Annotated in this window: 18 protein-coding genes; 12 read left to right on the top strand and 6 right to left on the bottom strand. The window is 68.0% G+C overall.

Features of this window, described 5'->3' with window-relative positions:
- Positions 1-77 precede the first annotated feature (77 nt).
- Positions 78-1313, top strand: coding sequence for a cytochrome P450 (locus ASE79_RS11245; protein ID WP_056416278.1), 1236 nt, complete (start codon positions 78-80; stop codon positions 1311-1313).
- Between the two features lie 61 nt (positions 1314-1374).
- Positions 1375-1863, top strand: coding sequence for a peptide-methionine (R)-S-oxide reductase MsrB (gene msrB, locus ASE79_RS11240; protein WP_056417224.1), 489 nt, complete (start codon positions 1375-1377; stop codon positions 1861-1863).
- Positions 1864-2255: 392 nt separating this feature from the next.
- Here the strand turns inward: msrB and ASE79_RS11235 are convergent, their stop codons facing one another.
- The 4 genes from ASE79_RS11235 to ASE79_RS11220 form a co-directional block, all read right to left on the bottom strand.
- The gene (locus ASE79_RS11235) at positions 2256-2879 is read right to left on the bottom strand and encodes a CHAP domain-containing protein (protein ID WP_082445258.1); all 624 of its coding nucleotides are present in this window, start codon (positions 2877-2879) and stop codon (positions 2256-2258) included.
- 137 nt (positions 2880-3016) lie between these two features.
- Entirely contained in the window at positions 3017-4894 is a 1878-nt protein-coding gene (locus ASE79_RS11230; protein ID WP_056416275.1) for a M1 family metallopeptidase, read from the bottom strand.
- A 198-nt stretch (positions 4895-5092) separates the two neighbouring features.
- The gene (locus ASE79_RS11225; RefSeq protein WP_235516887.1) at positions 5093-6517 is read right to left on the bottom strand and encodes an MFS transporter; all 1425 of its coding nucleotides are present in this window, start codon (positions 6515-6517) and stop codon (positions 5093-5095) included.
- Positions 6518-6527: 10 nt separating this feature from the next.
- Positions 6528-7355 carry an SDR family NAD(P)-dependent oxidoreductase gene (locus ASE79_RS11220; protein ID WP_056416272.1) on the bottom strand — a complete coding sequence of 276 codons (828 nt, stop codon included), beginning with the start codon at positions 7353-7355 and terminating at the stop codon, positions 6528-6530.
- A 128-nt stretch (positions 7356-7483) separates the two neighbouring features.
- Between ASE79_RS11220 and ASE79_RS11215 the strand changes: the two genes are divergently transcribed.
- Complete coding sequence (locus ASE79_RS11215; RefSeq protein ID WP_056416269.1) at positions 7484-8272, top strand: SDR family oxidoreductase; 789 nt, start codon at positions 7484-7486, stop codon at positions 8270-8272.
- A 157-nt stretch (positions 8273-8429) separates the two neighbouring features.
- On the opposite strand, the gene ASE79_RS11210 is transcribed toward ASE79_RS11215, so the two are convergent.
- Complete coding sequence (locus ASE79_RS11210; protein ID WP_056416266.1) at positions 8430-10685, bottom strand: NADP-dependent malic enzyme; 2256 nt, start codon at positions 10683-10685, stop codon at positions 8430-8432.
- Positions 10686-11066: 381 nt separating this feature from the next.
- Between ASE79_RS11210 and mutS the strand changes: the two genes are divergently transcribed.
- From mutS to ASE79_RS11195, 3 genes are all read left to right on the top strand, one after another.
- A complete protein-coding gene (mutS, locus tag ASE79_RS11205) occupies positions 11067-13646 on the top strand; it encodes a DNA mismatch repair protein MutS (RefSeq protein WP_056416263.1) in 2580 nt (859 codons plus the stop codon).
- A 201-nt stretch (positions 13647-13847) separates the two neighbouring features.
- Positions 13848-14804 carry a cation diffusion facilitator family transporter gene (locus ASE79_RS11200; protein WP_056416260.1) on the top strand — a complete coding sequence of 319 codons (957 nt, stop codon included), beginning with the start codon at positions 13848-13850 and terminating at the stop codon, positions 14802-14804.
- A gap of 51 nt (positions 14805-14855) precedes the next feature.
- Positions 14856-15281, top strand: a complete 426-nt coding sequence (locus ASE79_RS11195; protein WP_056416257.1) for a glycine zipper 2TM domain-containing protein — start codon at positions 14856-14858, stop codon at positions 15279-15281.
- Positions 15282-15378: 97 nt separating this feature from the next.
- Here the strand turns inward: ASE79_RS11195 and ASE79_RS11190 are convergent, their stop codons facing one another.
- Positions 15379-16407, bottom strand: coding sequence for a polyprenyl synthetase family protein (locus ASE79_RS11190; protein ID WP_056416254.1), 1029 nt, complete (start codon positions 16405-16407; stop codon positions 15379-15381).
- Positions 16408-16535: 128 nt separating this feature from the next.
- Here ASE79_RS11190 and ASE79_RS11185 point away from each other — a divergent pair, with 128 nt between their 5' ends.
- From ASE79_RS11185 to ASE79_RS11160, 6 genes are all read left to right on the top strand, one after another.
- Complete coding sequence (locus tag ASE79_RS11185; protein WP_056416252.1) at positions 16536-16823, top strand: chorismate mutase; 288 nt, start codon at positions 16536-16538, stop codon at positions 16821-16823.
- 109 nt (positions 16824-16932) lie between these two features.
- On the top strand, positions 16933-17646 hold the full coding sequence (locus ASE79_RS11180) for an AcvB/VirJ family lysyl-phosphatidylglycerol hydrolase (RefSeq protein ID WP_156359663.1): 714 nt from the start codon (positions 16933-16935) through the stop codon (positions 17644-17646).
- Between the two features lie 10 nt (positions 17647-17656).
- Positions 17657-18043, top strand: coding sequence for a DUF2147 domain-containing protein (locus ASE79_RS11175; RefSeq protein WP_056416250.1), 387 nt, complete (start codon positions 17657-17659; stop codon positions 18041-18043).
- On the top strand, positions 18040-20601 hold the full coding sequence (mprF, locus tag ASE79_RS11170; RefSeq protein ID WP_235516885.1) for a bifunctional lysylphosphatidylglycerol flippase/synthetase MprF: 2562 nt from the start codon (positions 18040-18042) through the stop codon (positions 20599-20601). The genes ASE79_RS11175 and mprF overlap by 4 nt, the downstream gene beginning before the upstream one ends.
- A gap of 37 nt (positions 20602-20638) precedes the next feature.
- Positions 20639-21298: a dTMP kinase gene (locus ASE79_RS11165; protein ID WP_056416249.1), complete on the top strand. Its 660-nt coding sequence runs from the start codon at positions 20639-20641 to the stop codon at positions 21296-21298.
- A 68-nt stretch (positions 21299-21366) separates the two neighbouring features.
- On the top strand, positions 21367-22164 hold the full coding sequence (locus ASE79_RS11160; RefSeq protein ID WP_056416246.1) for a TOBE domain-containing protein: 798 nt from the start codon (positions 21367-21369) through the stop codon (positions 22162-22164).
- Positions 22165-22368: the final 204 nt, after the last annotated feature.

Here is a 22368-nt window from a genome sequence, read left to right as displayed (position 1 = left end):
TCCTGGGCCTTCGGATCAACCCTATTGACATAGGTGTCAGCAAAGCTTCTCCTGTGCCAAAATATAGGAGGGTGACGATGGCGACTCTGGCGCGGGACGTGGACGTAGCGGTCGATCCGCTCGATGTGAGTCGCGCCGAATTGTATCGCGACGATGTGTGGCAGGCCCCGTTCGCGCGGCTGCGCGCCGAGGCCCCGGTCCAGTATGTCGAGCACTCCGACTATGGCCCCTATTGGTCGATCTCCAACTACAAGGGGATCGTCGAGGTGGAGTCGCTCCCCGAGCTCTATTCGTCCGAGGCGGGCGGCATCACGATCGCCGATTTCGTCGCCGAGCGCGACGTCCAGATGCCGATGTTCATCGCGCGCGACCAGCCGGTCCATACCGGCCAGCGCCGGACCGTCGCGCCCGCCTTCACGCCGAGCGAGATGACGCGGATGTCGGGCGATATCCGCAGCCGCACCGCGGCGATGCTCGACAGCCTGCCCTGGAACACGCGGTTTGACTGGGTCGACACGGTCGCGATCGAACTCACCACGCAGATGCTGGCGATCCTGTTCGATTTCCCCTGGGCCGACCGCCGGAAGCTCACCTTCTGGTCCGACTGGGCGGGCGATATCGAGCTGGTGAAGAGCGAGGAGCTGCGCCAGCAACGCCTCGTCCACATGTTCGAATGCGGGTCGTATTTCAAAACCTTGTGGGATGCGAAGATCGACAAGGAGCCGACCCCCGATCTGATCTCGATGATGATCCATTCGGACGCGATGTCGCACATGGATCACAATGAATTCATCGGGAACCTCATCCTGCTGATCGTCGGCGGCAACGACACGACTCGCAATTCGATGTCTGCGCTCGCCTATGGGCTCGACAAGTTTCCCGACGCGCGCGCCAAGCTCGAGGCGGATCCGACGCTGATCCCCAATGCGGTGAGCGAGATCCTGCGCTGGCAGACCCCGCTCGCGCACATGCGCCGCACCGCGACCGCGGATACCGAGCTGATGGGGCAAGCGATCAAGGCGGGCGACAAGCTGATCCTCTGGTACATCTCGGCGAACCGCGACGAGAGCGTGTTCGGCGACGATGCCGATGCGATCCAGGTGGATCGGCCCAATGCGCGGCGGCATCTGGCGTTCGGGCACGGCATCCACCGCTGCGTCGGCGCGCGGCTCGCCGAGATGCAGATCGCGATATTGCTGGAGGAGATGGCGAAACGCCGGATGCGCGTGAACGTGCTGGAGGAGCCGGCTCGCGTGAACGCGTGCTTCGTCCACGGCTATCGCACGCTGCCGGTGGAAATCAGCAAATACTGAGCGTTGGCGTCACCTTATCGGTCGGTTCGCGCGTACCTATATCCGAATCATGGAGACCGATATGACCCAGGACCGCCGCGCTTTTCTCACGCTTGCCGGAGCGGGTGTCGCCGGCTTTGCGCTCTGGGGATGCACGTCGCAGCCCGCACAGGCGGCCGAGCGGTTCGAGGTGACGCTGACCGACGCGCAGTGGCGCAAGAAGCTGTCGCCGGATGCGTACGACACGCTCCGCAAGGAGGGTACCGAGCGGCCCTATTCGAGCCCGCTGAACGGCGAGCACCGCGCGGGGATCTTCGCGTGCGGCGGATGCGGCCTACCGAATTTCTCGTCGAAGACCAAGTTCGAGAGCGGCACCGGCTGGCCGAGCTTCTGGCAACCGATGCCGAACGCGGTGCGGACTCGGGTCGATTCGACGATGGGGATGGCGCGGACCGAGGTGCATTGCCGTCGGTGCGGCGGGCATCTGGGGCATGTGTTCGATGATGGGCCGAAGCCGACGGGGAAGCGCTATTGCATGAACGGCGATGCGCTGACGTTCAAGGCTGCTTGAAGGCTTTCCGCCCGCGATGGGCGTCGCTTATCGCTGTTAAGCGAAGATTGTTTCCCCGCGAAGGCGGGGATCCAGACTGGGCTCCCGCCTTCGCGGGAGAACAAGGGGGGCGGGCGGATCGGCCCTTTTTGCGCTTTTAGAGATGTGCGTCGCCGTCGCAGCACATTGACCAATGCACCTCCCCGGCGAAGGCCGGGGTCCAATTGGGAAACGTCGCTGATCGGCGTTGCGCGCCGTCACCGAAACCTCACCAATTGGGCCCCGGCCTTCGCCGGGGGGGTGCTTCTTTAGGGTAGCGTTTGGGCGTCAAACTGTCCGGGGGGGATCAGTGCGAGACGTTGGGGCGGTAGCGGGTGCCGGACCAGCCTGGCACCACATCGCCCAGCAGAACCTCAGTTCGCCTCGTTCACCAGCGTGAAGATGCCGCGGGGGTCGGTCGGGCCGTGCTGGATGGTCGCGAGCTGCGCGGCGTTGGCGCGCTGCGTTGCGGTGACGGTGCGCGTGGCGCTGGCCATCTGGAACGAGGGCTGCGCAGGCGCGTCGAGCGTGCCGCCGGCCGGGGCATGGCCCGAATAGATGAAGCCCTTGGTCGGATAGGCCGAGGTGCCGAGACCGCCCTGCGGACCGTACCAGACCTTGACCATGCTCCAGTCGCCGGCGTCGGAAACGTCGACCGCGCGGACGTTGGTCTCGACCGCGCCGGGGCGCGACCAGTTGGCGTGGGTGAGGAGGACTTCGCGGTCGCTGACGACCTTCGAGACCATCGCGACATGGCCGACGCGCATCCGCGAGGTCGGCGAGAAGGCGAGGACCGAACCGGCCTTCGGGGTGTGGCCACGCTCGTAGCGCCCCTCGGCCTGGCTCCACCAGGTGTTTGCATTGCCGCGGATTTCGATGCCCGAAACCGAGCGGGCGAACGTCACGCACTGCCAGAACTGGGCCGCTGCCGGTGTGGCCGTCATCAGGCCGCACGATACCACCAGCGCAAAACGCGCTGCTAACGCCTTGAAATTCATCGAGACCCCCCGGCCAAAACCCGTTTGTCGCAGTCTGGCTACGGGAGGTTCGATTTAATTGAAAGCGCACCGGGAACCATATCCGACGAAGCGTGTTGCCGCACCGACCAACGCCCATATTCGTCAGGCAGACTGGCTCAGTTCATGAGTTTCCAGCCGGTTATGCGGTCCACGGTGACCTGCGTGACCGCATGATAGCCCGGCCGCGCCTTGCCGTAGATGTCCATCGCGAGCTTATGGCCCCAGTCCCCTGAGTCCATCAGCTGCTGGAACAACGGCGCGACGAATTTCCGCCGGCCCTGCGAGGTCAGGAACTGCTCGGCCGAGGCGTCGGCGGGCGCGTAATGATTGGCGAGCGCGAGTTGCAGCCAGGCGAAGCGGATCTCGGCATTGCCCGTGCTGTTCCAGCCGAATGCTTCGTCGAGCGCCTTCAGCCGCTCGGCGGGGAGTTTGCGGGGGAGCTGCGACAAGAAGCGCGTGATCTCCTGCGTGGTCGCCTTGCCCGGAACGCCGGACACGGGCCCGCCTGCCGCATAGGCCTTCGCCGCGGCATCGACTGCGGGGAACGCAGCGGACGTGACATGCACCGCGTTTGCCGGGATGCCGGGGCTGTAGACCCAGGTGTCGACGCCGATCGTCTTGGCCTCGGCGGGGGTGAGCAGCTTCGATTTCAGGTCGGCGAGGAAGCCCGCGCTGGTCTGCGGCTGGAAGGCGTGACGGTCGAAATAGCTGCGCAGATACGCATCCCAGCGTGCGCGGCCGACCTGCTTCTCGATCGTGCGGAGGAACGATGCGCCCTTGTCATAGGCGATCTGAGTCATGCCGTCGTCGGGATCGCGCGCCGCGTCGAGATCGAGGTGGAGCTGCGTGTCCTTCGCCGCCGGACCGCCGGCCTCTTTCACCGCGGCCATCATGTCGGTCCAGGCGAGGTCGGCCTCCATGTCGGCGCGGCGCTTGCCGTACAGCGCCTCCATGATCCGGTTCTCGAAATAGCTGGTGAAGCCCTCGTTGAGCCAGAAATCGTCCCAGGTCGCGTTGGTCACGAGATTGCCCGACCAGCTGTGCGCGAGTTCGTGCGCGATCAGCGACACGAGGCTGCGGTCGCCCGCGATCGCGGTCGGCGTGGCGAAGGTCAGCGTCGGGTTCTCCATGCCGCCGAACGGGAACGACGGCGGCAGGACCAGCACGTCGTAGCGGCCCCAGCGATACGGGCCGTACAGCCCTTCCGCGGCGGCGACGAACTTCTCGAGTTCGCCGAATTCATAGGCGGCCTTGGGGAGCGTGGCGGGTTCGGCCCAGATACCGGTGCGCGGGCCGGTCGACTTGAACGCGATATCGCCGACCGCGAGCGCGATCAGGTAGGGCGCGACGGGCTTGTCCATCTTGTACTGGAAGGTGCAGCGATCGGCGACGCAGGTCGGCTTGCCCGTCGCGAGCCCGCTCATCACCGCGGTGAGCTGCTTGGGGACGGTGATCTTCGCCTCCCATGTCTGGCGGATGCCGGGGGAGTCCTGAGTCGGGATCCAGCTGCGGTTGAGGATGGCCTCGCCCTGGCTGAACAGGAATGGCTGCTTCTTGCCCGCGGTCTGCGCCGGGGTGAGCCATTGCAACGCCTTCGCGTCGGGCGACGAGGCGTAGGCGATGCGGATTGTCCTGGCGCCGTTCAGCGTCACGGTCAGCGGCGCGCCGTGGATCTTGTCGACCGCGCCGACTTCGTAGGCGAGCGGTTTGCCGTTGGCGTCGGTGATATTGACGATCTTGAGGCCATTGTCGTCGAGCACGAGCTTCGCGCCCGGTTTGGCCAGGATGTCGAGCGTCGCGATCCCGCGGATCACGTGCGTTTCGAAATCGGCGGCGAGATCGAGCGCGACGTGCGTGACGCGCGCCTCGGCGGGGCGGGCGTAGCTGTGCGGATCGCGCGCGTCGGGGGTGGTGAGGATCGGTGCGATCGTCTGCGCGACGGCGGGGGATGCAAGGACGAGCGTCAGGGCGGTGGCTAGTGCGGGGATACGCATGGAAACTCCGATGTCGCCGTTCCCCGAGGGCGGGAAGGCCAGGCGTCGGTCCTAACGTGCAGTTCCGCTTGCTGAAAGGGAGGGCCGCGCAACGCCTGCCGCTGGCCCCGTCATCCTGACGAAAGTCAGGATCCAGAGCCGTAAGGGACAGCCCTCCGTCACCCTGGGTCCTGACTTTCGTCAGGATGACGAAAATGCTTAGGTCGGTTTCGTTGCCAGCCGCGCCAGCCGTGCCTCATGCTCCACGCGCCCGAACGGAAACCGCGCGAAGAAATACGCCGAGACGCAGGCGAGCGCGACGTACAGCCCGGCATAGATCAGCGTCAGCCGGTCGATCGTCGCGACCGGCACCGTCCCCGGCGTCGCCTTGGCGGGGAAGCCCGCGACCGCCAGGATCATCCCGGCGAAGAAGATGCCGATCCCGCTCGTGCATTTCTGGACGAAGAACGAGCCCGCGAAGAACACGCCTTCGGAGCGTCGCCCGGTCTTCGCCTCCGAATCCTCGACCACATCGGCCATCATCGACGCGCCGAGGATGAACCCGGTGACGTTCGACGCGGTGCCGAGGATGAAGAGCGCGAACAGCATCGGCAGCAGCGCGCGATCGCCGACCTCGGGGAATACGCCGAGCATCCGCAACCAATAGGGCGCAGTGTTGAGCGCGGCGCCGAGCAGCACCGCGGCGAGCGCGACCCGGGGCTTGCTCCCCGCCCTGCCCAGCCGGGGCGCGGCGAGGAACGCGAGGAACACGCCCGAGAACAGCGCAAGGGTCAGGTAGACGAACACCGGTCCCTTGAAGCCCCAGACATAGGTGTAGAGATAGTTCGACATCGCATAGCTGATGCCCTGGATCGTGTACGCGCAGACGCCCGCCGCCATCAGGATTGCAAACGCGCGGTTCTTCACGGTCTGGCGGAGTTCGGCGAAGGACTCGCGCAGAGTCTGGCGGGCGATCGGCGGGTTGGGGAGATGCCTGATCTCGTGGTGCGTGCCGAGCGCGGAGACGAGGATCGCGACGCCGATGGCGATCGCGCCCGCCAGCGCGAACCCGCCATAGCCCGCGCGGTTGAGCAGGCCGTTCGGGAACGCCGCGGTGGGGCTGAGGAAATATTGGTACGCCGACAGCAGCATCAGCAACCCGCCGACCCAACCGAACAGATAGCGATACGCCATGATCCGCGTCCGCTCGTCATAGCCCGAGGTAAGCTCGGGGGTCAGCGCGACCGACGGCACCTCGTAGCAACTCACCGCGCTGCGCACGAGCACCGCCATCGCGAACAGCCAGACGAGCGTCTGCGGCTGCGACAGCATCGCCGGCGGATTCCACAGCAACAGCCAGCCGATCATGATCGGCAGCGCCGACGCGTACATCCACGGATGCCGCCGCCCCCACCGGGTCCGGGTCCGATCGGAGAAGAACCCGACCGCGGGATCGACGAACGCATCGATCAGCAGCGCCATCATGATGACGAGGCCGACCGTCGCGGAGGGCAGCCCGACGACCTGGTTGTAGAACAGCAGCAGGAACGTCCCGAACCCGGAATCCTTCACCCCGTACGCCACCGCGCCGAAGCCATAGCTCGCCATCGTCGCGGTCGACAGCCGCTGGGCCGGGGCAGTCATAAAGAGGCGGTCATTTCAGGCTGTCGAGGATCGAGAACAGCGACGGTTGCGCGGGGTCCCAGCTCGGCCGCGTGCCGATCGTCATGCCGCCGTCGACCAGGATGTGCGTGCCGGTGATGAAGCTCGCATCGTCGCTGGCGAGGAACGCGACCGCCGCGGCGATGTCGTCACCGGTCCCGGGGCGACGGATCGGCTGCGCGTCGGCGGCAATGTGCGCGATCATCGCGTCGGCCTTGCTGGTCTTCGCCGCGTCGAGATCGAGCATGCGCGTGAAGATGTTGGTGACGATGAAGCCGGGGACGACCGCGTTGACGCGGATCGCGTGGCGCGCGAGATCGGCGGCGGCCTGCTTGGTCAGGTGGAGCACCCCGGCCTTGGCGGTCGAGTAAGCGGTCGGCGCGTAGCCGGTGCCGAGCGCGGAGACCGACGAGGTGTTGACGATCGCGCCGCCGCCGCGCTTCGCCATCAGCGGCGCGGCGTAACGGATGCCCAGCGCGACCGAGCGGAGGAGGAGCGCCTGCGTGCGGTCCCAGTCCTCGGGCGAGATCTCGCCGATCGGGTCGCGCGATCCGCCTGCGCCGGCATTGTTGAACAGGATGTCGAGCCCGCCCGCCTCGTCCGCGGCCTGCATCAGCGCCTCGATATCGCCCGCCTGGAGCACGTCGGTACGCTGAAACTCGATGCGGCCACCGGATTCATCGGCGAGCGCGCGGCCGCCGGCCTCGTCGATGTCGCCGATCAGCACGCTCGCGCCCTCGTCGGCGAGCCGCAGCGCGGTCGCCCGGCCGATCCCCGATGCGCCGCCCGTCACGACCGCCCGCTTGCCTGAAAACCGCACCCGCTCTCTCCTGTTTTGGCGAGCATAGTACGGCCCCCACCCTCGTCAATATGGGCGGCTTCGAATAACGGGTTTGCAGGAACGCCGCCGCGGCGATACCAAGCGGGCAAACATTCGGAGGATGCGCCATGGATACCACCACCCTGTTCCGGCTCGACGGCCGCGTCGCGCTGATCACCGGCGGCAGCCGCGGGATCGGCAAGATGATCGCCGCGGGCTTCATCGCGCAAGGCGCCAAGGTTTATATCTCATCGCGCAAGGCCGCGGCGTGCGAGGAGACCGCCGCCGAACTCGGGCCGAACTGCATCGCGCTGCCGCAGGACGTGTCGACGGTCGCCGGGTGCAAGGCGCTCGCGGCGCAGTTTGCCGAGCATGAGGGCAAGCTCGACATTCTCGTCAACAATGCGGGCGCGGCCTGGGGCGTGCCGTTCGAGGATTTCTCGGAAGCCGGCTGGGACAAGGTCATGGACCTCAACGTCAAGTCGCCCTTCTTCCTGACTCAGGCGTTGCACGCGGCGCTGAAGGCGTCGGGATCGCGCGAGCGACCGGCGAAGGTGATCAACATCACGTCGATCGACGGCCAGCGGCTCAACCCGTGGGAGACGTACAGCTATCATGCGTCGAAGTCGGCGCTGATCTATCTGACCAAGCGGATGGCGGCGCGGCTGGTGACGGACTCGATCAACGTCACCTCGATCGCACCGGGGGCGTTTGCGAGCGACATGAACAAGGCGGCGCGGGACCATGGGGATGCGGTGGCGGAGGGGATTCCGGCCAAGCGCGTCGGCGTCGACGAGGACATGGCGGGCGCGGCGATCTACCTCGCCAGCCGCGCCGGGGACTATGTGATCGGCGAGACGATCACGGTCGACGGTGGCCTCGTCCACGCTTCGCTCGGCACCAGCATCGACGCGTGAGCTGATTCCCTCGCCCCTCCGGGGAGAGGGAGGGAGCAGCCGCTTGGCTGCGGAAGGGAGAGGGGCTTTGGCGGATACGGCGCGAGCCTCACGCCCCTCTCCCTTCCCACGGCAAGCGCCGCGGGCCCCTTCCCTCTCCCCGTAGGGGCGAGGGAGATTAGCGGGCGATGCCGCCTGCCGCGAGGACGGCCAGCGTCACCAGTTCGCTTGCGGTCGAGGTCATCGGCGCGACCTGGACGGGCTTTTCCATGCCGATCAGCATCGGGCCGATTACCGAGTCCCCACCCAGCTCGCGCAGCAGCTTCGCCGAGATATGCGCGGACTGGAGACCCGGCATGATCAGCACGTTCGCGGGGCCCGACAGCCGTGCGAACGGATAGTTCGCCAGCTGCTTGGGGTTGAGCGCGACGTCCGGCGCCATCTCGCCCTCATATTCGAACCCGACCTTGCGCCCGTCGAGCACCGTCACCGCATCGCGGATATTGTCGAGCCACTCGCCCTTCGGATTGCCGAAGTTCGAATAGCTGAGGAACGCCACGCGCGGCTCATGCCCCATCCGGCGTGCGACCGCGGCGGTCTGCTCGGCGAAGTCGGCGAGCTGCTCGGCGGTCGGACGTTCGTTGACCGTCGTGTCGGCGATGAACACCGTGTGGCTCTGGCCAACGAGCAGGTGGATGCCGAACGGCGTCTTGCCCGCGAGCGGATCGATCACGCGACGGATCTGGCGCATCGTCTCGCCATAGGTGCGCGTGATGCCGGTGATCATCGCATCGCCCTCGCCGAGCTGGAGCAGCAGCGCGCCGAAGATGTTGCGGTCCTGGTTGACCATCCGCTCGCAATCGCGCCGCAGATAGCCGCGCCGCTGGAGCCGCTCATAGAGGAAGTCGACCATCTTGGGCACCAGCGGCGAGACGCGGCTGTTGTGCAGCTCGAAGCTCTCGGGATCGGTGACGCCCAGCGCGCGTAACCGCTCGGGCACGTCGTCGCGGCCGACCAGCACGGGCGTGCCATAGCCGCCTTCCTTGAACGCGATCGCCGCGCGCAGCACGACTTCCTCCTCGCCCTCGGCGAAGATCACGCGTTTCGGATGCGCGCGCGCGCCCTCATACGCCATCGACAGCACCGAGGTGGTCGGGTTGAGGCGCGCGCGCAGCGAATGACGATACGCCTCGATGTCGAGGATCGGCTTGGTCGCGACGCCCGACGCCATCGCCGCCTTGGCGACCGCGACGGGGACGACCTCCATCAGGCGGGGATCGAACGGCGCGGGGATGATGTAGGTCGGGCCGAAGCTGTGGCTGACGCCGTACGCCGCGGCGACCTCCTCGGGAACGCGCTCGCGCGCGAGTTCGGCGATCGCGTTGGCGGCGGCGATCTTCATCGCGTCATTGATCCCCGTCGCGCGGACGTCGAGCGCACCGCGGAAGATGAACGGGAAGCCGAGCACGTTGTTGACCTGGTTCGGATAATCCGAACGCCCCGTCGCGACGATCGCGTCGGGCCGCGCCGCCATCGCCAGTTCGGGGCGGATCTCCGGCTCGGGGTTGGCCATCGCGAAGATGATCGGCGCGGGCGCCATGTCCTTGACCATCTCGGGCGTCAGCGAGCCCGCCGCCGACAGGCCGAGGAACACGTCGGCGCCGACCAAGGCCTCGGTCAGCGTACGCGTCTCGGTGATCGCGGCGTGCGCGGACTTCCACTGGTCGACGCCGTCGCGGCCTTGGTAGATCACGCCCTTGCGATCGCACAGGATGACGTTGTCGCCGCGCACGCCCATCGCCTTGACGAGCTCGGTGCAGGCGATCGCCGCCGCACCCGCGCCATTGACGACGATCTTGACCTCGGACAGCTTGCGGCCCGTCAGCAGGCACGCGTTGATCAGCCCCGCGGCGGTGATGATCGCGGTGCCGTGCTGGTCGTCATGGAAGACGGGGATGTTCATGCGTTCGCGCAACGCCTGCTCGATGATAAAGCATTCGGGCGCCTTGATGTCCTCGAGATTGATCCCGCCGAACGTTGGCTCCATCAACTCGACCGCGTCGATGAAGCGGTTCACGTCCTCGGTCTTCAGCTCGATATCGATCGCGTCGACGTCGGCGAAGCGCTTGAACAGCACCGCCTTGCCTTCCATCACCGGCTTCGACGCGAGCGGGCCGAGATTGCCCATGCCGAGGATCGCGGTGCCGTTCGAGATCACCGCGACGAGGTTTCCCTTGGCAGTGTAGTCATAGACGGTCGCGGGGTCGTCGTAGATCGCCTGGACCGGCACCGCGACGCCGGGCGAATAGGCGAGCGCCAGGTCGCGCTGCGTCGCCATCGGCTTCGATGCGATGATCTCGATCTTCCCCGGCCGGCCTTCCGAATGGAACAGCAGCGCTTCGCGTTCGGAGAATTGGAGCGTTTCGTCGGACATGGCGGGGCCTCGCGGGGGATCGTTAGGTTTGGAGGACCTTCTAGGCAGGTGGCCCGCGTTCGTCACCCCGGACACTTCGCCCCAGGGCTTGGCGCTAACCACCACCCCGGCGCAGGCCGGGGCCCAAGTAGGAAGGCTGAAGTAAGGACAGACCGTCCTTCGTTACCGCCATCCCCCACTTGGGCCCCGGCCTTCGCCGGGGTGGTTGTGATGAGCGGGGGTGGTGCGGATAAGGGGCGGTTGGGGTGCGCACCCGAGCCTCACGCCCCTCACCCTCCCACGCTGCGCGCGGGCCCCTCCCTCTCCCCGAGGGGAGAGGGGTTTTACGGGGCGCGGCTTTTCGCTACCCGCACCGTGATGTCGCACCCCGCCCCTACCCCCATGATGACGCAGTATCTCGGCCTGAAGGCAGAGGCGCAGGACTGCCTGCTGTTCTACCGCATGGGCGATTTCTTCGAGCTGTTCATGGACGATGCGCGGACCGCCGCCGCGGTGCTCGACATCGCGCTGACCGCGCGCGGCGAGCATGAGGGCAAGCCGATCCCGATGTGCGGCGTCCCCGTCCATGCCGCGACCGTCTATCTGCAACGCCTGATCAAGGCGGGCCACCGCGTCGCGATCGCCGAACAGGTCGAGAGCCCCGCCGAGGCCAAGGCGCGCGGCGGTTCCAAGGCGCTCGTCGCGCGCGCGATCGTCCGCGTGGTTACGGCGGGGACGCTGACCGAGGAGGCGTTGCTCGACGCCCGCAGCGACAATTGGTGCGTCGCGATCGGCGAGGTCGGCGGCAGCCTCGCGATCGCCGCCGCCGACGTCTCGACCGGCCGGTTCGAGATCGTCGAGGTCGCAGCCGACGCGGTCGACGCCGAACTCGCGCGGCTTGGCGCGGCGGAAGTCGTCGCCGCGGAGGCGAGCGTGTTCGAGGCGGCCGCCACCACGCTCCGGCCGAAGCTCGACTTCGACAGCGCCGCGGGCGAGGCGCGGCTGAAGCGGCTCTACGGCGTCGCGACGCTCGACGGATTCGGCCAGTTCGGCCGCGCCTCGCTCGCCGCGGCCGGCGGGTTGGTCGCGTATCTCGAGCATAACGCCAAGGGCACGATGCCCTTCCTGCGCCCGCCGCGGATCGGTCGCGCCGCCGAAACGATGGCGATCGACGCGGCGACGCGCGAGAGCCTCGAGCTCACCTGCACCACCGGCGGCGTCCGCAAGGGCAGCCTGCTCGACGCGGTCGACCGCACCGTCACGGGCGCGGGCGCGCGGTTGCTGGGGGCCGATCTCGGCGCGCCGCTGATGGATGCAGCCGCGATCGATGCGCGGCTCGATCTCGTCCGGCTGTTCCATGACGACCAGGCCGCGCGCGAGCGGTTGCGCGCGACGCTGCGCGCGCTCCCCGATATCGGCCGCGCGCTCGGCCGGCTCGCGGCAGGGCGCGGGGGCCCGCGCGATCTCGGCCAGTTGCGCGACGGGCTCGACGGCGCATGGAGCCTGGGCGAGCGGCTCGACGGGATCGACTCGCCGCCGCCGCTGCTGCGCGAGATCGCGCCGCGGCTGCGCGGGCATGGCGCGCTGATCGACCTGCTCAAGCGCGCGCTGGTGCCGTCGCCGCCGATCGAATCGTCCGATGGCGGCTATATCGCGGCAGGCTATGACGCCGCGCTCGACGACCTGCGCGATGCGGGCGCGGGCGGCAGGCGCGCGATCGCCGCGTTGGAGGCCGAGTTCCGCACCACCACCGGTGTCACCGCGTTGAAAATCCGCCATAACGGCGTGCTCGGCTATCATGTCGAGGTGCCCGCGCGCGCCGCCGACCCGCTGATGAAGCCCGAGAGCGGCTTCACGCATCGCCAGACGCTGGCGGGTGTCGTGCGTTTCAACACGCCTGCGCTGCACGAGGTCGCGGCGAAGGTGTCGCAGTCGGGCGCGCATGCGCTGGCGGCCGAAGCGGCGCATCTCGAGGAACTCACCGCGCAGGCGCTGGCGGGGCGCGAGGCGATCGCCGCGACCGCGGATGCGCTCGCGCGGCTCGACGTTGCGGCGGGCCTCGCCGAGCGCGCGGCGGAAGGCGCCTGGGCGCGGCCGTCGCTGGTCGACCACGCGTGCTTCGAGATAGAGGGCGGGCGGCACCCGGTGGTCGAGGCCGCGGTCGCGAAATCGGGCGACCGGTTCGTCGCGAACGACTGCAACCTGTCGGAGAGTTCGCGGCTGTGGCTCGTCACCGGCCCGAACATGGGCGGTAAATCGACCTTCCTGCGCCAGAACGCGCTGATCGCGGTGCTGGCACAAGCGGGCTCCTATGTCCCCGCGACCAAGGCGACGCTCGGGCTGGTCGACCGGCTGTTCAGCCGAGTCGGCGCGTCGGACAATCTCGCGCGCGGGCGATCGACCTTCATGGTCGAGATGGTCGAGACCGCGGCGATCCTCGCGCAGGCGACGCCGCGATCGTTCGTGATCCTCGACGAGGTCGGGCGCGGCACCTCGACCTATGACGGGCTCGCGATCGCCTGGGCGGTGGTCGAGGCGATCCATGAGGACAACCGGTGCCGTTGCCTGTTCGCGACGCATTATCACGAGCTGACGCGGCTGGCCGAACGCTGCGAGGCGCTGTCGCTGCACCATGTCCGCGCGCGCGAGTGGAAGGGCGAGCTGGTGCTGCTCCACGAGCTCGCCGACGGGCCGGCGGATCGCAGCTACGGGCTTGCGGTCGCGCGGCTCGCGGGGATGTCGCCGGCGACGGTGGCGCGCGCGAAGGCGGTGTTGGCCAAGCTCGAGGCGGGGCGCGCGAAGACCGGCGGGATCGCCGCGGGGCTCGACGACCTGCCGCTGTTCGCCGCGGCCGCGCAGATCGAGGAGGTCGCGTGCGACGTGCTCCGCGAGGATCTGGCGAAGCTCGACATCGACGCGATGAGCCCGCGCGACGCGCTCGACGCGCTGTACCGGTTGAAGGCGCTCGCCAGCGAGGGGTGATTCCCCCCGCCCCCGACACGCCGCCATCCTGGGCTCGACCCAGGATCCAGCGTAACGGACCGCAGCATCCGCCGCTCTGGATCCCAGCTTTCGCTGGGATGACGGACAGGGGTTGGGGAATGCATAGCGCGTTGATCTCGCGTCCTAGTATCTCATGATACGACGATGCTACGCGGCAGCCGAATCAGTGGAGCGCGGGCGTTGGGCGGACATCATCACGAGCATTCTCAAGGCCATGACCAAAGTCATGCCGGGCACAGTCATGGCGGCCATAGCCACGCGCCAGCCTCGTTCGACCGCGCGTTTGCGATCGGGATCGGGCTCAACATCGTCTTCGTCGCGGTGGAAGCCATTGTCGGCCTGCGGATCGACTCGGTCGCGCTGCTCGCCGATGCGGGGCATAATTTGTCCGACGTGCTCGGCCTCGTCGTCGCCTGGGGCGGGACGATGCTCGCGCGGACCGCGCCGACCAAGCGCTTCACCTATGGGCTGAAGGGCTCGACGATCCTCGCCGCGCTGGCCAACGCGCTGCTGTTGATGGTCGCGCTCGGCGCGATCGTGCTCGAGGCGTCGCAGCGCTTCTCCGATCCGGCCCCCACCGCCGGGCTGACCGTGTCAATGGTTGCGGGCGTCGGCATCGCGGTCAACGCGATCACCGCCTGGATGTTCGCGCGCGGGCGCAAGGGCGACGTCAACATCCGCGGCGCGTATCTGCACATGGCGGCCGACGCGCTCGTCTCCGCAGGCGTGGTGATCGCGGGGATAGTGATCTGGCGCACCGGGCTCAGCTGGATCGATCCGGCGGTGAGCATCGTGATCGCGATCCTCATCTTCTGGCAGACCTGGGGCCTGCTGCGCGAGACGGTCGAGATGTCGCTGTCCGCCGTCCCGCGCGGGATTGCGTTCGACGATGTCGATGCGGCGCTGTGCGGCCTCCCCGGCGTGGAGAAGATCCACGATCTCCACATCTGGCCAATGAGCACCACCGAACCCGTGCTGACCGCGCATCTGGTCATGCCAGGCGGCCACCCCGGCGATCATTTCCTGAGCGATGCCAGGACGATGCTGCACGACAGGTTCGGGATCGGGCATGCGACGTTGCAGGTCGAGACCGGCGGCGACCATGACTGCTCGATGGCGGACGCGTCGACGGTTTGAACTTTTCCGGCTCGGTGCGGGTTACCCTGACACAGATCAGGAGAGTATCTCATGAAGAAGCATCTTATCGCCGCGTTGATGTCGGTCGCAGTTGCCGCCCCGGCGATGCTGCCGACCGCGGCGACCGCCCAGCGTCACGACGACCGACGCGACCGCGATCACCGGGATCGTGACGACCGTCGTGGTGGCGATCGCAACTGGCGTGGCGACGACCGCAACTGGGATCCGTCGCGCAGCTACCAGAACGGCAACTACCGCGAGCGTCGTCTCGGCCGCAACGACCGCATCTATCGCGGCAATGACGGCCGCGCCTATTGCAAGCGCAACGACGGCACGACCGGTCTGGTGATCGGTGCGCTCGGCGGCGGCGCGCTGGCGAACCTGATCGGTGGCGGGACGCTGGGTACGCTGGCGGGTGCCGGTGGCGGCGCACTGCTCGGCCGCTCGGTCGATCGCGGCAACGTGAAGTGCCGCTGAGCCCTAGCCTGTTCTAGAAACGAGAACGGCGGCCGAGCGATCGGCCGCCGTTTTTGTGTCTGCGCTTGATCCTGTCCCGCCAGGGCTGGGATTTACCTTAGTACGCCCGGGCGACCGCGAACTCGACCGCCTCGATCATCGCGTCCTTGGCGGGACCGTTGGCGAAGCCGCCGATCGAATCGATCGCGCGCTGGCCGTAATGGCGGGCCCGCGCGAACGTGTCGTCGATCGCACGCGTCGAGCGGATCAGGCGAATCGCGTGTTGCAGGTCGGCGTCGCTGTCGCGGCGGCCCTCGACCGCGTCCTTCCAGAAGGCGCGATCCTCAGCCGAGCCGCGCGCATAGGCGAGGATGACCGGCAGCGTCATCTTGCCCTCGCGGAAATCGTCGCCGGCATCCTTGCCCATCGTGTCCGCATCCGAGACATAGTCGATCGCATCGTCGACCAGCTGGAACGCGATGCCGAGGTTGCGACCATAGGCGTCGAGCGCGGCCTCCTCGGCCTCGGGGCGATCCGCGACGACCGCGGAAATCCGGCAGGCGGCCGCGAACAGCGCGGCGGTCTTCGCGCCGATGATGTCGAGATAGCGCTCCTCGCCGAGATCGACGCGGCGTGCGGCGGACAGCTGGTTCACCTCGCCCTCGGCGATGACCGCGCTGGTCGAGGACAAGATCTTGAGCGCCTTCAGGCTGCCCGCCTCGACCATCAGCTCGAAGCTGCGGCTGAACAGGAAATCGCCGACCAGCACGCTGGCGGGGTTGCCCCAGATGATGTTCGCGGTGCGCTTGCCTCGGCGCAGGTCCGACCCGTCGACGACGTCGTCATGGAGCAACGTCGCGGTGTGGATGAACTCGACCGCAGCGGCGAGCAGGTGATGCTGGGTGCCAGAATAACCGATCAGCTGCGCGCTCGCGAGCGTCAGCATCGGCCGCATCCGCTTGCCCCCGCCCGCGATCAGATGACCGGCGAGTTCGGGGATCAACGGAATTTCCGACTCCATCCGGCCGCGGATCACGGCATTGACCTGATCCATATCGCCGGTGACGAGCTTGACCATCGGGTCCAGCGACGGCTGGGACTCGGGATTGGGACGTACGGCTTCGAGGCGGTGGACGGTGGCGCTCATCTCCCCGAGCCTCTGACGCCTATGCCCCGGCAAAGCAACCCTTGGCGCCGATCGCGGCCCCCTTCTGCGCTTGCCCAAGAGGGCGCGCGCCCGCAAAAGGCGCTTCGAACCAACGAAAGGGTGCGCGGGTGGCCGACGAACTGCTGAACGGATATCGCCAGAGCATCGACAATATCGATGCGGCGCTGATCCACATGCTCGCCGAGCGTTTCAAGGTGACGCAGGCGGTTGGCCGCCACAAGGCGCTGCACGACCTGCCCCCCGCCGACCCCGGCCGCGAGGAACGCCAGATCGCGCGGCTACGGCAGCTGGCGGCGCAGGCGCAGCTCGATCCCGAGTTTTCGGAGAAATTCCTGCGCTTCATCATCGACGAGGTGATCCGCCACCACGAACGGCTCGCGCACAAGCCGGACTAACGCGCGGTTGAACGACAGCGCCCCGCTTGAGTCACGGGCGGGGGCGCGTGAAAAAAACGTCATTCGGGCTCCATTTGTCGATCATCCGAACGCGTGCAATCGGTTGCGGATGACATGGTTGCGCCGATCCTTGCTCGCTCTGGTCGTGGTCGTGCTTGGCGCGACGGCCTTCATGGGCTGGCTCGGCTATTTCGGCGGACCGGTCTTCACCGATGTTCCCGCGCTCGAGTCTGCGACCACGCCGCGGCGCGCGTTCGCCGTCGTGCTGCTGACCGGCGATCTCGGCTACAAGATCGGCATGGCACCGCAGATCGCGCACCGGTTCGCCGCCGACGGTGTCCCCGTGGTGGCGGTCAACACGCTCACCTATCTGCGCACGACACGGACGCCCGCGGAGATCACGAGGCTGATCGCCCGCGCCGAACAGCGCGCGCTGCGGTTCGGCCATGCCGACCGGGTCGTGCTGATCGGCCAGTCGTTCGGCGCGGACATGCTCCATGTCGGGCTCATCGGACTGCCCGCCGACCTGCGCGCGAAGATCGCCAGGGTCGCGCTGGTCGTGCCCGAGACCACCGTCCAGTTTCGCGCCTCGCCGAGCGAAGTGTTCGATTATTGGACACCGACCACCGATGCGATGCCGACGGCGCGCAGGCTCACCTGGGCACCTCTGCTCTGCGTGCAGGGCGTCGACGAGGCGGAAAGCCTGTGCCCGCGGCTGACGCAAGCCAATGCGCGGCGGATCGCGCTGCCCGGCGGACACCCGCTTCACCGCGACACGGATGCGCTCTACGACGTGCTCTCGCGGTTCGTATTCGCGGATTGAGGATCGACCGATGATTCCTGCAGTGTTGGCGCTCGCGATGATCGCGGGGGGGGCCGTTCCAGCGTCGCCGGTGGAAGGCGTCTGGCATAATCCGAAGAACAGCGTGGCGGTGAAGACCGGTGCGTGCGGCGACAAGCTGTGCGGCTGGGTCGTGCGCGCCGATGACGAGGCGCAGGCCGACGCGCGCGACGGCGGCACCCCGAAGCTGATCGGTACCGCGCTGCTCCGCGAATACCGTCCCCATGGTCGCAACACATGGTCGGGCCAGATCTTCGTCCCCGACATGGGTCGCACCTTCGGCTCGACGCTGACCTTGCTCGACGCGAACACGATCGCGGTGAAGGGGTGCCTGATCGGCGGCTTCCTGTGCAAGACACAGACGTGGCGCCGCGGTTGACCCACGTATCGCGGATCCGCGACTGGGTCGCGCACCGGCGCGGGACGCTGATCGCGCTGGCGGTGCTGGTCGTCGCGGTGCTCGGCTTCGCGGCGATCCACAAGCTGACCGCGGAGATCCGCCTGTCGGAGGTGCGCGCCGCCTTCTCGGCGCTCGGCTGGCCCGAATTGTCCGCGTCGATCGCACTGACGATCGTCAGCTATATCGCGCTCACCTTCTACGACACGATCGCGCTCAAGGTGATCGGCCATCCCTTGCCGTGGCGCACCGCGGCGGTCGCGTCGTTCACCAGTTACACGATCAGCCACAATCTCGGCCTTGCGATGCTGACCGGCGGCTCCGCACGCTACCGCGTCTATAGCCGCGCCGGGCTCGACGAGGCCGCCGTCGCACGCGTCGTCCTGATTGCGGGGGTGACGTTCTGGGCGGGCGTGATCACCGTCGCCTGCCTGTCGATGGCGCTGCATCCGGGGATGCTGCCGATCGTCAAATGGACGATGCCGCCGCTGCTCGAGCGGACGATCGGCATCGCGATCCCGCTGGCGATGCTGGCGATCGTCCTGCGCTATCGCCGCGGCGGGGCGCTCGCGCTGTTCGGCTGGCGACTGCCGCTGCCCGATGCGCGGCAGGCGCTGGCGCTCGTGCTGGTGTCGACGGTCGACCTTGCGGCGGCGAGTGCCGCGCTGTTCGTGCTGCTGCCGAACGCCTCGCCCGAGCTCTATCCGGTGCTGTTCCTCGGCTATGCGGTGGCGATCGTCGTCGCGCTGATCAGCCATGTGCCCGGCGGGCTCGGCGTGTTCGAGGCGGTGATCATCGCGACGATGCCGCAGGACAATGCGACGATCCTCGCGGCGCTGCTCGCCTATCGCATCATCTATTATGTCGCGCCGCTGGTGCTGGCCGCGGTGTTGATCGCGGTCCACGAGGGGCGGCAATGGAGAAACCGGGGGCGCAACCGGGAGCCCGGCCGCGGTCCCGATCCGCTCGCGATCGCGCTGCCGCTGGCGCCGCTGCTGCTCGGCGTGCTGGTGTTCCTGAGCGGGGCGATGCTGCTAGTATCGGGCGCGCTGCCCGCCGCGCCTGGACGCATGGATACGCTGGCGACGATCCTGCCGCTGCCGATCAGCGAGATGGCGCATGTCGCGGCGAGCCTCGTCGGCGTCATGCTGCTGTTCGTGGCGCTCGGGCTCTACCGCCGGCTCGACGGGGCGTTCTGGGCGGCGCGGATGCTGCTCATCGCGGGCGCGCTGCTGTCGATCGCCAAGGGCCTCGATTACGAGGAGGCGACGATCCTGCTGCTCACCGCCGCGGCGCTGCAATGGACGCGCGCGGCGTTCTACCGGCGCACGCGGCTGACCGCTGAACCCTTGTCGCCCGAATGGCTGGTCGGCGTCGGCGCGGCAATCGGCTTGTCGGTGCTGATCGGGTTCTTCGCCTATCGCCGGGTCGGCTATTCGAGCGACCTGTGGTGGCAGTTCGAGACCAACGGCAACGCCTCGCGCTTCCTGCGCACCAGCCTCGCGGTCGGGTTGCTGTTGATCGGCGCGGCGATCTGGCGGCTGTTCGCGGCGGCCCCCATCCCCGTCCTCCACGACACGCTGCCCGACGACGTCGCGACCGCCGCGCTGGCGCATGCCGACCGGACCGATGCGATGCTCGCCTTTACCGGCGACAAGCGCTTCCTGGTGTCGGACAGCGGCGACGCGTTCCTGATGTACCAGGTCAAGGGCGCGAGCTGGATCGTGCTGGGCGACCCGGTCGGGCCGAGCGAGGCCTGGTCCGAACTGCTCTGGGCGATCCGTGCGCGCGCGGATGCCGCGCAGGGCCGCCTGCTGCTCTACCAGATCGGCCTCAGGATCGTGCCGATCGCGATCGAGATGGGGCTGAAGCTCGTCAAATATGGCGAGGAGGCGACCGTCGAGCTCGACGGCTTCACGCTCGACACGCCCGACATGCGCAGCGTTCGCAAGGCGAGCCGGGTCGCCGAACGCGCGGGCGCGGCGTTCGCGGTCGTGCCCGCCGCCGACATGCCCGCGATCATTCCCGAACTGCAGGCGATCTCCGACTGGTGGCTGGCCGACAAGCATCATGCCGAGAAGAGTTTCAGCGTCGGCCGGTTCGAGCCGGGCTATCTCGCCCAGTTCGACTGCGCGGTGGTGCGGACCGAGGGCCGCATCGTCGCGTTCGCCAATGTCTGGGGGACGCCCAACAAGCAGGAGCTGTCGGTCGATCTGATGCGCCATGCCGAGGACATGCCGCAGGGGGGCATGGACTTCCTGTTCACGCGGCTGATGCTGTGGGGGCATGAGCACGGCTATCGCCACTTCTCGCTCGGCATGGCGCCGCTGTCGGGGATCGAGGCGCGGCGGCTGTCGCCGACCTGGTCGAAGGTGGCGGCGTTCCTGTTCCGTCACGGCGAGCGATTCTACGGCTTTGCGGGGCTGCGCGCGTACAAGGAGAAGTTCCGGCCCAACTGGACGCCGCGCTACATCGCGTCGCCGGGCGGCACGTCGCTGCTGCGCGGGCTGATCGATTTGCAGGCTTTGGTGAGCCGGTAAGGCTTGCTAGGGCCCCCCGCCTTGCTAGGGCAGCGTGATGAGTTTTCTCCTGGCAATCGAAGGCGCCGACGGCGCGGGCAAGGCCACCGCCTCGGCACTGGTGGTCGAGCAACTGCGCGCCACCGGCCGCACCGCCGAGGTCGTGTCGTTCCCGCGCTATACCGAGACGGTCGGCGGCTGGGCGCTCGGCGCGATGCTGGCGGGCACGCTGCCGCGCGACACGTCGCCCAGGGCGGCGGCGGTGCTGTACGCGCTAGACCGGATGGAATCGCGCGATCACCTGCTCGCGACGATGGCGGCGAACGATGTCGTGGTGTTCGATCGCTACATCGCGTCGAACATGGCGTATCAGGCGGCGCAGGTCGCTGCCGACGAGGCCGACGCGATGATGGCGTGGATCGCCGACCTGGAGACGGGGTCGTTCGCGCTGCCCAAACCCGACCTGTCCGTCTATCTCGACACCCCCGCCGCGATCGCGCGCGGGCTGATCCTGAAGAAGCGCAAACGGTCCTACACCGACGATGCGTTCGATGCGTATGAGGCGGATACCGGGCTGCAGGACCGCGTGCGCACCAACTATGCAGCGATGGCGAAGGCGGGGTTGCTCGGGCGGTGGGCGACCGTCTCGACGGTGAGCGACGGCGCGTCGCGCCTGCCCGCCGAGATCGCCGCGGAGATCGTCGCGCTTCTCGCCTGAGCTGGCCCCGGCGAACCGCGTATGATCGGGCTTAGCGTCCGCACCTTCCATTGCGTATGAGGGCGGCCATGACGGACCCCGCTCTCCACGCCACGATCATGCTCGCCAAGGACCAGACCGGTCGAGTCGGTGCCGAGCGGATCGCGCTGCTCCGTGCGATCCGGGCGAGCGGCTCGATCAGCGCGGCGGCCAGGGTCGTCGGGCTGAGCTACAAGGCGGCGTGGGACGCGGTGCAGGTGATGAACAACCTGTTCGACCGCCCGCTCGTGCTGCCCGCGGCGGGCGGCAAGGACGGTGGCGCGAGCCCGATCACCGACGCCGGCATCGCGGTGCTCGACGGCTATGCGGTGGCCGAAGCCGAGCTTGCCAGCGCGATGGCGCGGATCGAGGCGAGCGTGTCGAACGGGCTGTCGCTGAAGCCATTGCTATGGGGAATCGGGATGAAGACGAGCGCACGCAACGTCCTGCGCGGCACCGTGTCGCGGGTGACGCCGGGGACGATCGATGCCGAGGTGACGCTGGCCGTCGCCGAGGGGATCGAGATCGTCGCGACGATCACGCGCGGCAGTGTGGAGGATCTCGGCCTCGTCCCCGGCGCGACCGCGCTCGCGCTGATCAAGTCGAGCTTCGTCATCCTGGCGCGCGGTGACGATGGCCTCCGCACCTCGGCGCGCAACACGCTGGCGGGCACGGTGATCGCCCGCGACGACGGTGCGATCGCCAGCGAAGTGACGCTGGAACTGACGCCCGGCAAGACGCTGACCGCGACCGTGACCAGGGAGAGTGCCGACGCGCTCGACCTGCAGATCGGCACGCGCGCGCTCGCGTTGATCAAGGCGAGCCATGTGATCCTGGCGGTCGAGTAACGCCTGTTCGCGACGGGGGTCCGCACCCTCCCTTCTCCCGTCATCCTGACGAAAGTCAGGATCCAGGGTAACGCGCCCCTGCCCTGCTTTGCTCTGGATCCTGACTTTCGTCAGGATGACGGGGGCGCGGCTGTCCCTGTTTCATGACGGCACGCGGGCAGCGCAACAGTATCAAGCCGGAACCGATCCTAACTTTTCTGTCAT

Origin of the sequence: Sphingomonas sp. Leaf28, from assembly GCF_001421685.1 — a bacterium.
Lineage (GTDB): Bacteria > Pseudomonadota > Alphaproteobacteria > Sphingomonadales > Sphingomonadaceae > Sphingomonas > Sphingomonas aurantiaca.
The sequence above is the reverse complement of the archived record's forward strand: the minus strand, read 5'-3'. Positions and strand labels throughout refer to the sequence as shown.

Coding starts and splice junctions, on each gene's coding strand:
- ASE79_RS11245 (WP_056416278.1), top strand. CDS start 78: ATGGCGACTCTGGCGCGGGACGTGGACGTAGCGGTCGATCCGCTCGAT.
- msrB (WP_056417224.1), top strand. CDS start 1,375: ATGACCCAGGACCGCCGCGCTTTTCTCACGCTTGCCGGAGCGGGTGTC.
- ASE79_RS11235 (WP_082445258.1), bottom strand. CDS start 2,879: ATGAATTTCAAGGCGTTAGCAGCGCGTTTTGCGCTGGTGGTATCGTGC.
- ASE79_RS11230 (WP_056416275.1), bottom strand. CDS start 4,894: ATGCGTATCCCCGCACTAGCCACCGCCCTGACGCTCGTCCTTGCATCC.
- ASE79_RS11225 (WP_235516887.1), bottom strand. CDS start 6,517: ATGACTGCCCCGGCCCAGCGGCTGTCGACCGCGACGATGGCGAGCTAT.
- ASE79_RS11215 (WP_056416269.1), top strand. CDS start 7,484: ATGGATACCACCACCCTGTTCCGGCTCGACGGCCGCGTCGCGCTGATC.
- ASE79_RS11210 (WP_056416266.1), bottom strand. CDS start 10,685: ATGTCCGACGAAACGCTCCAATTCTCCGAACGCGAAGCGCTGCTGTTC.
- mutS (WP_056416263.1), top strand. CDS start 11,067: ATGATGACGCAGTATCTCGGCCTGAAGGCAGAGGCGCAGGACTGCCTG.
- ASE79_RS11195 (WP_056416257.1), top strand. CDS start 14,856: ATGAAGAAGCATCTTATCGCCGCGTTGATGTCGGTCGCAGTTGCCGCC.
- ASE79_RS11190 (WP_056416254.1), bottom strand. CDS start 16,407: ATGAGCGCCACCGTCCACCGCCTCGAAGCCGTACGTCCCAATCCCGAG.
- ASE79_RS11180 (WP_156359663.1), top strand. CDS start 16,933: ATGACATGGTTGCGCCGATCCTTGCTCGCTCTGGTCGTGGTCGTGCTT.
- ASE79_RS11175 (WP_056416250.1), top strand. CDS start 17,657: ATGATTCCTGCAGTGTTGGCGCTCGCGATGATCGCGGGGGGGGCCGTT.
- ASE79_RS11165 (WP_056416249.1), top strand. CDS start 20,639: ATGAGTTTTCTCCTGGCAATCGAAGGCGCCGACGGCGCGGGCAAGGCC.
- ASE79_RS11160 (WP_056416246.1), top strand. CDS start 21,367: ATGACGGACCCCGCTCTCCACGCCACGATCATGCTCGCCAAGGACCAG.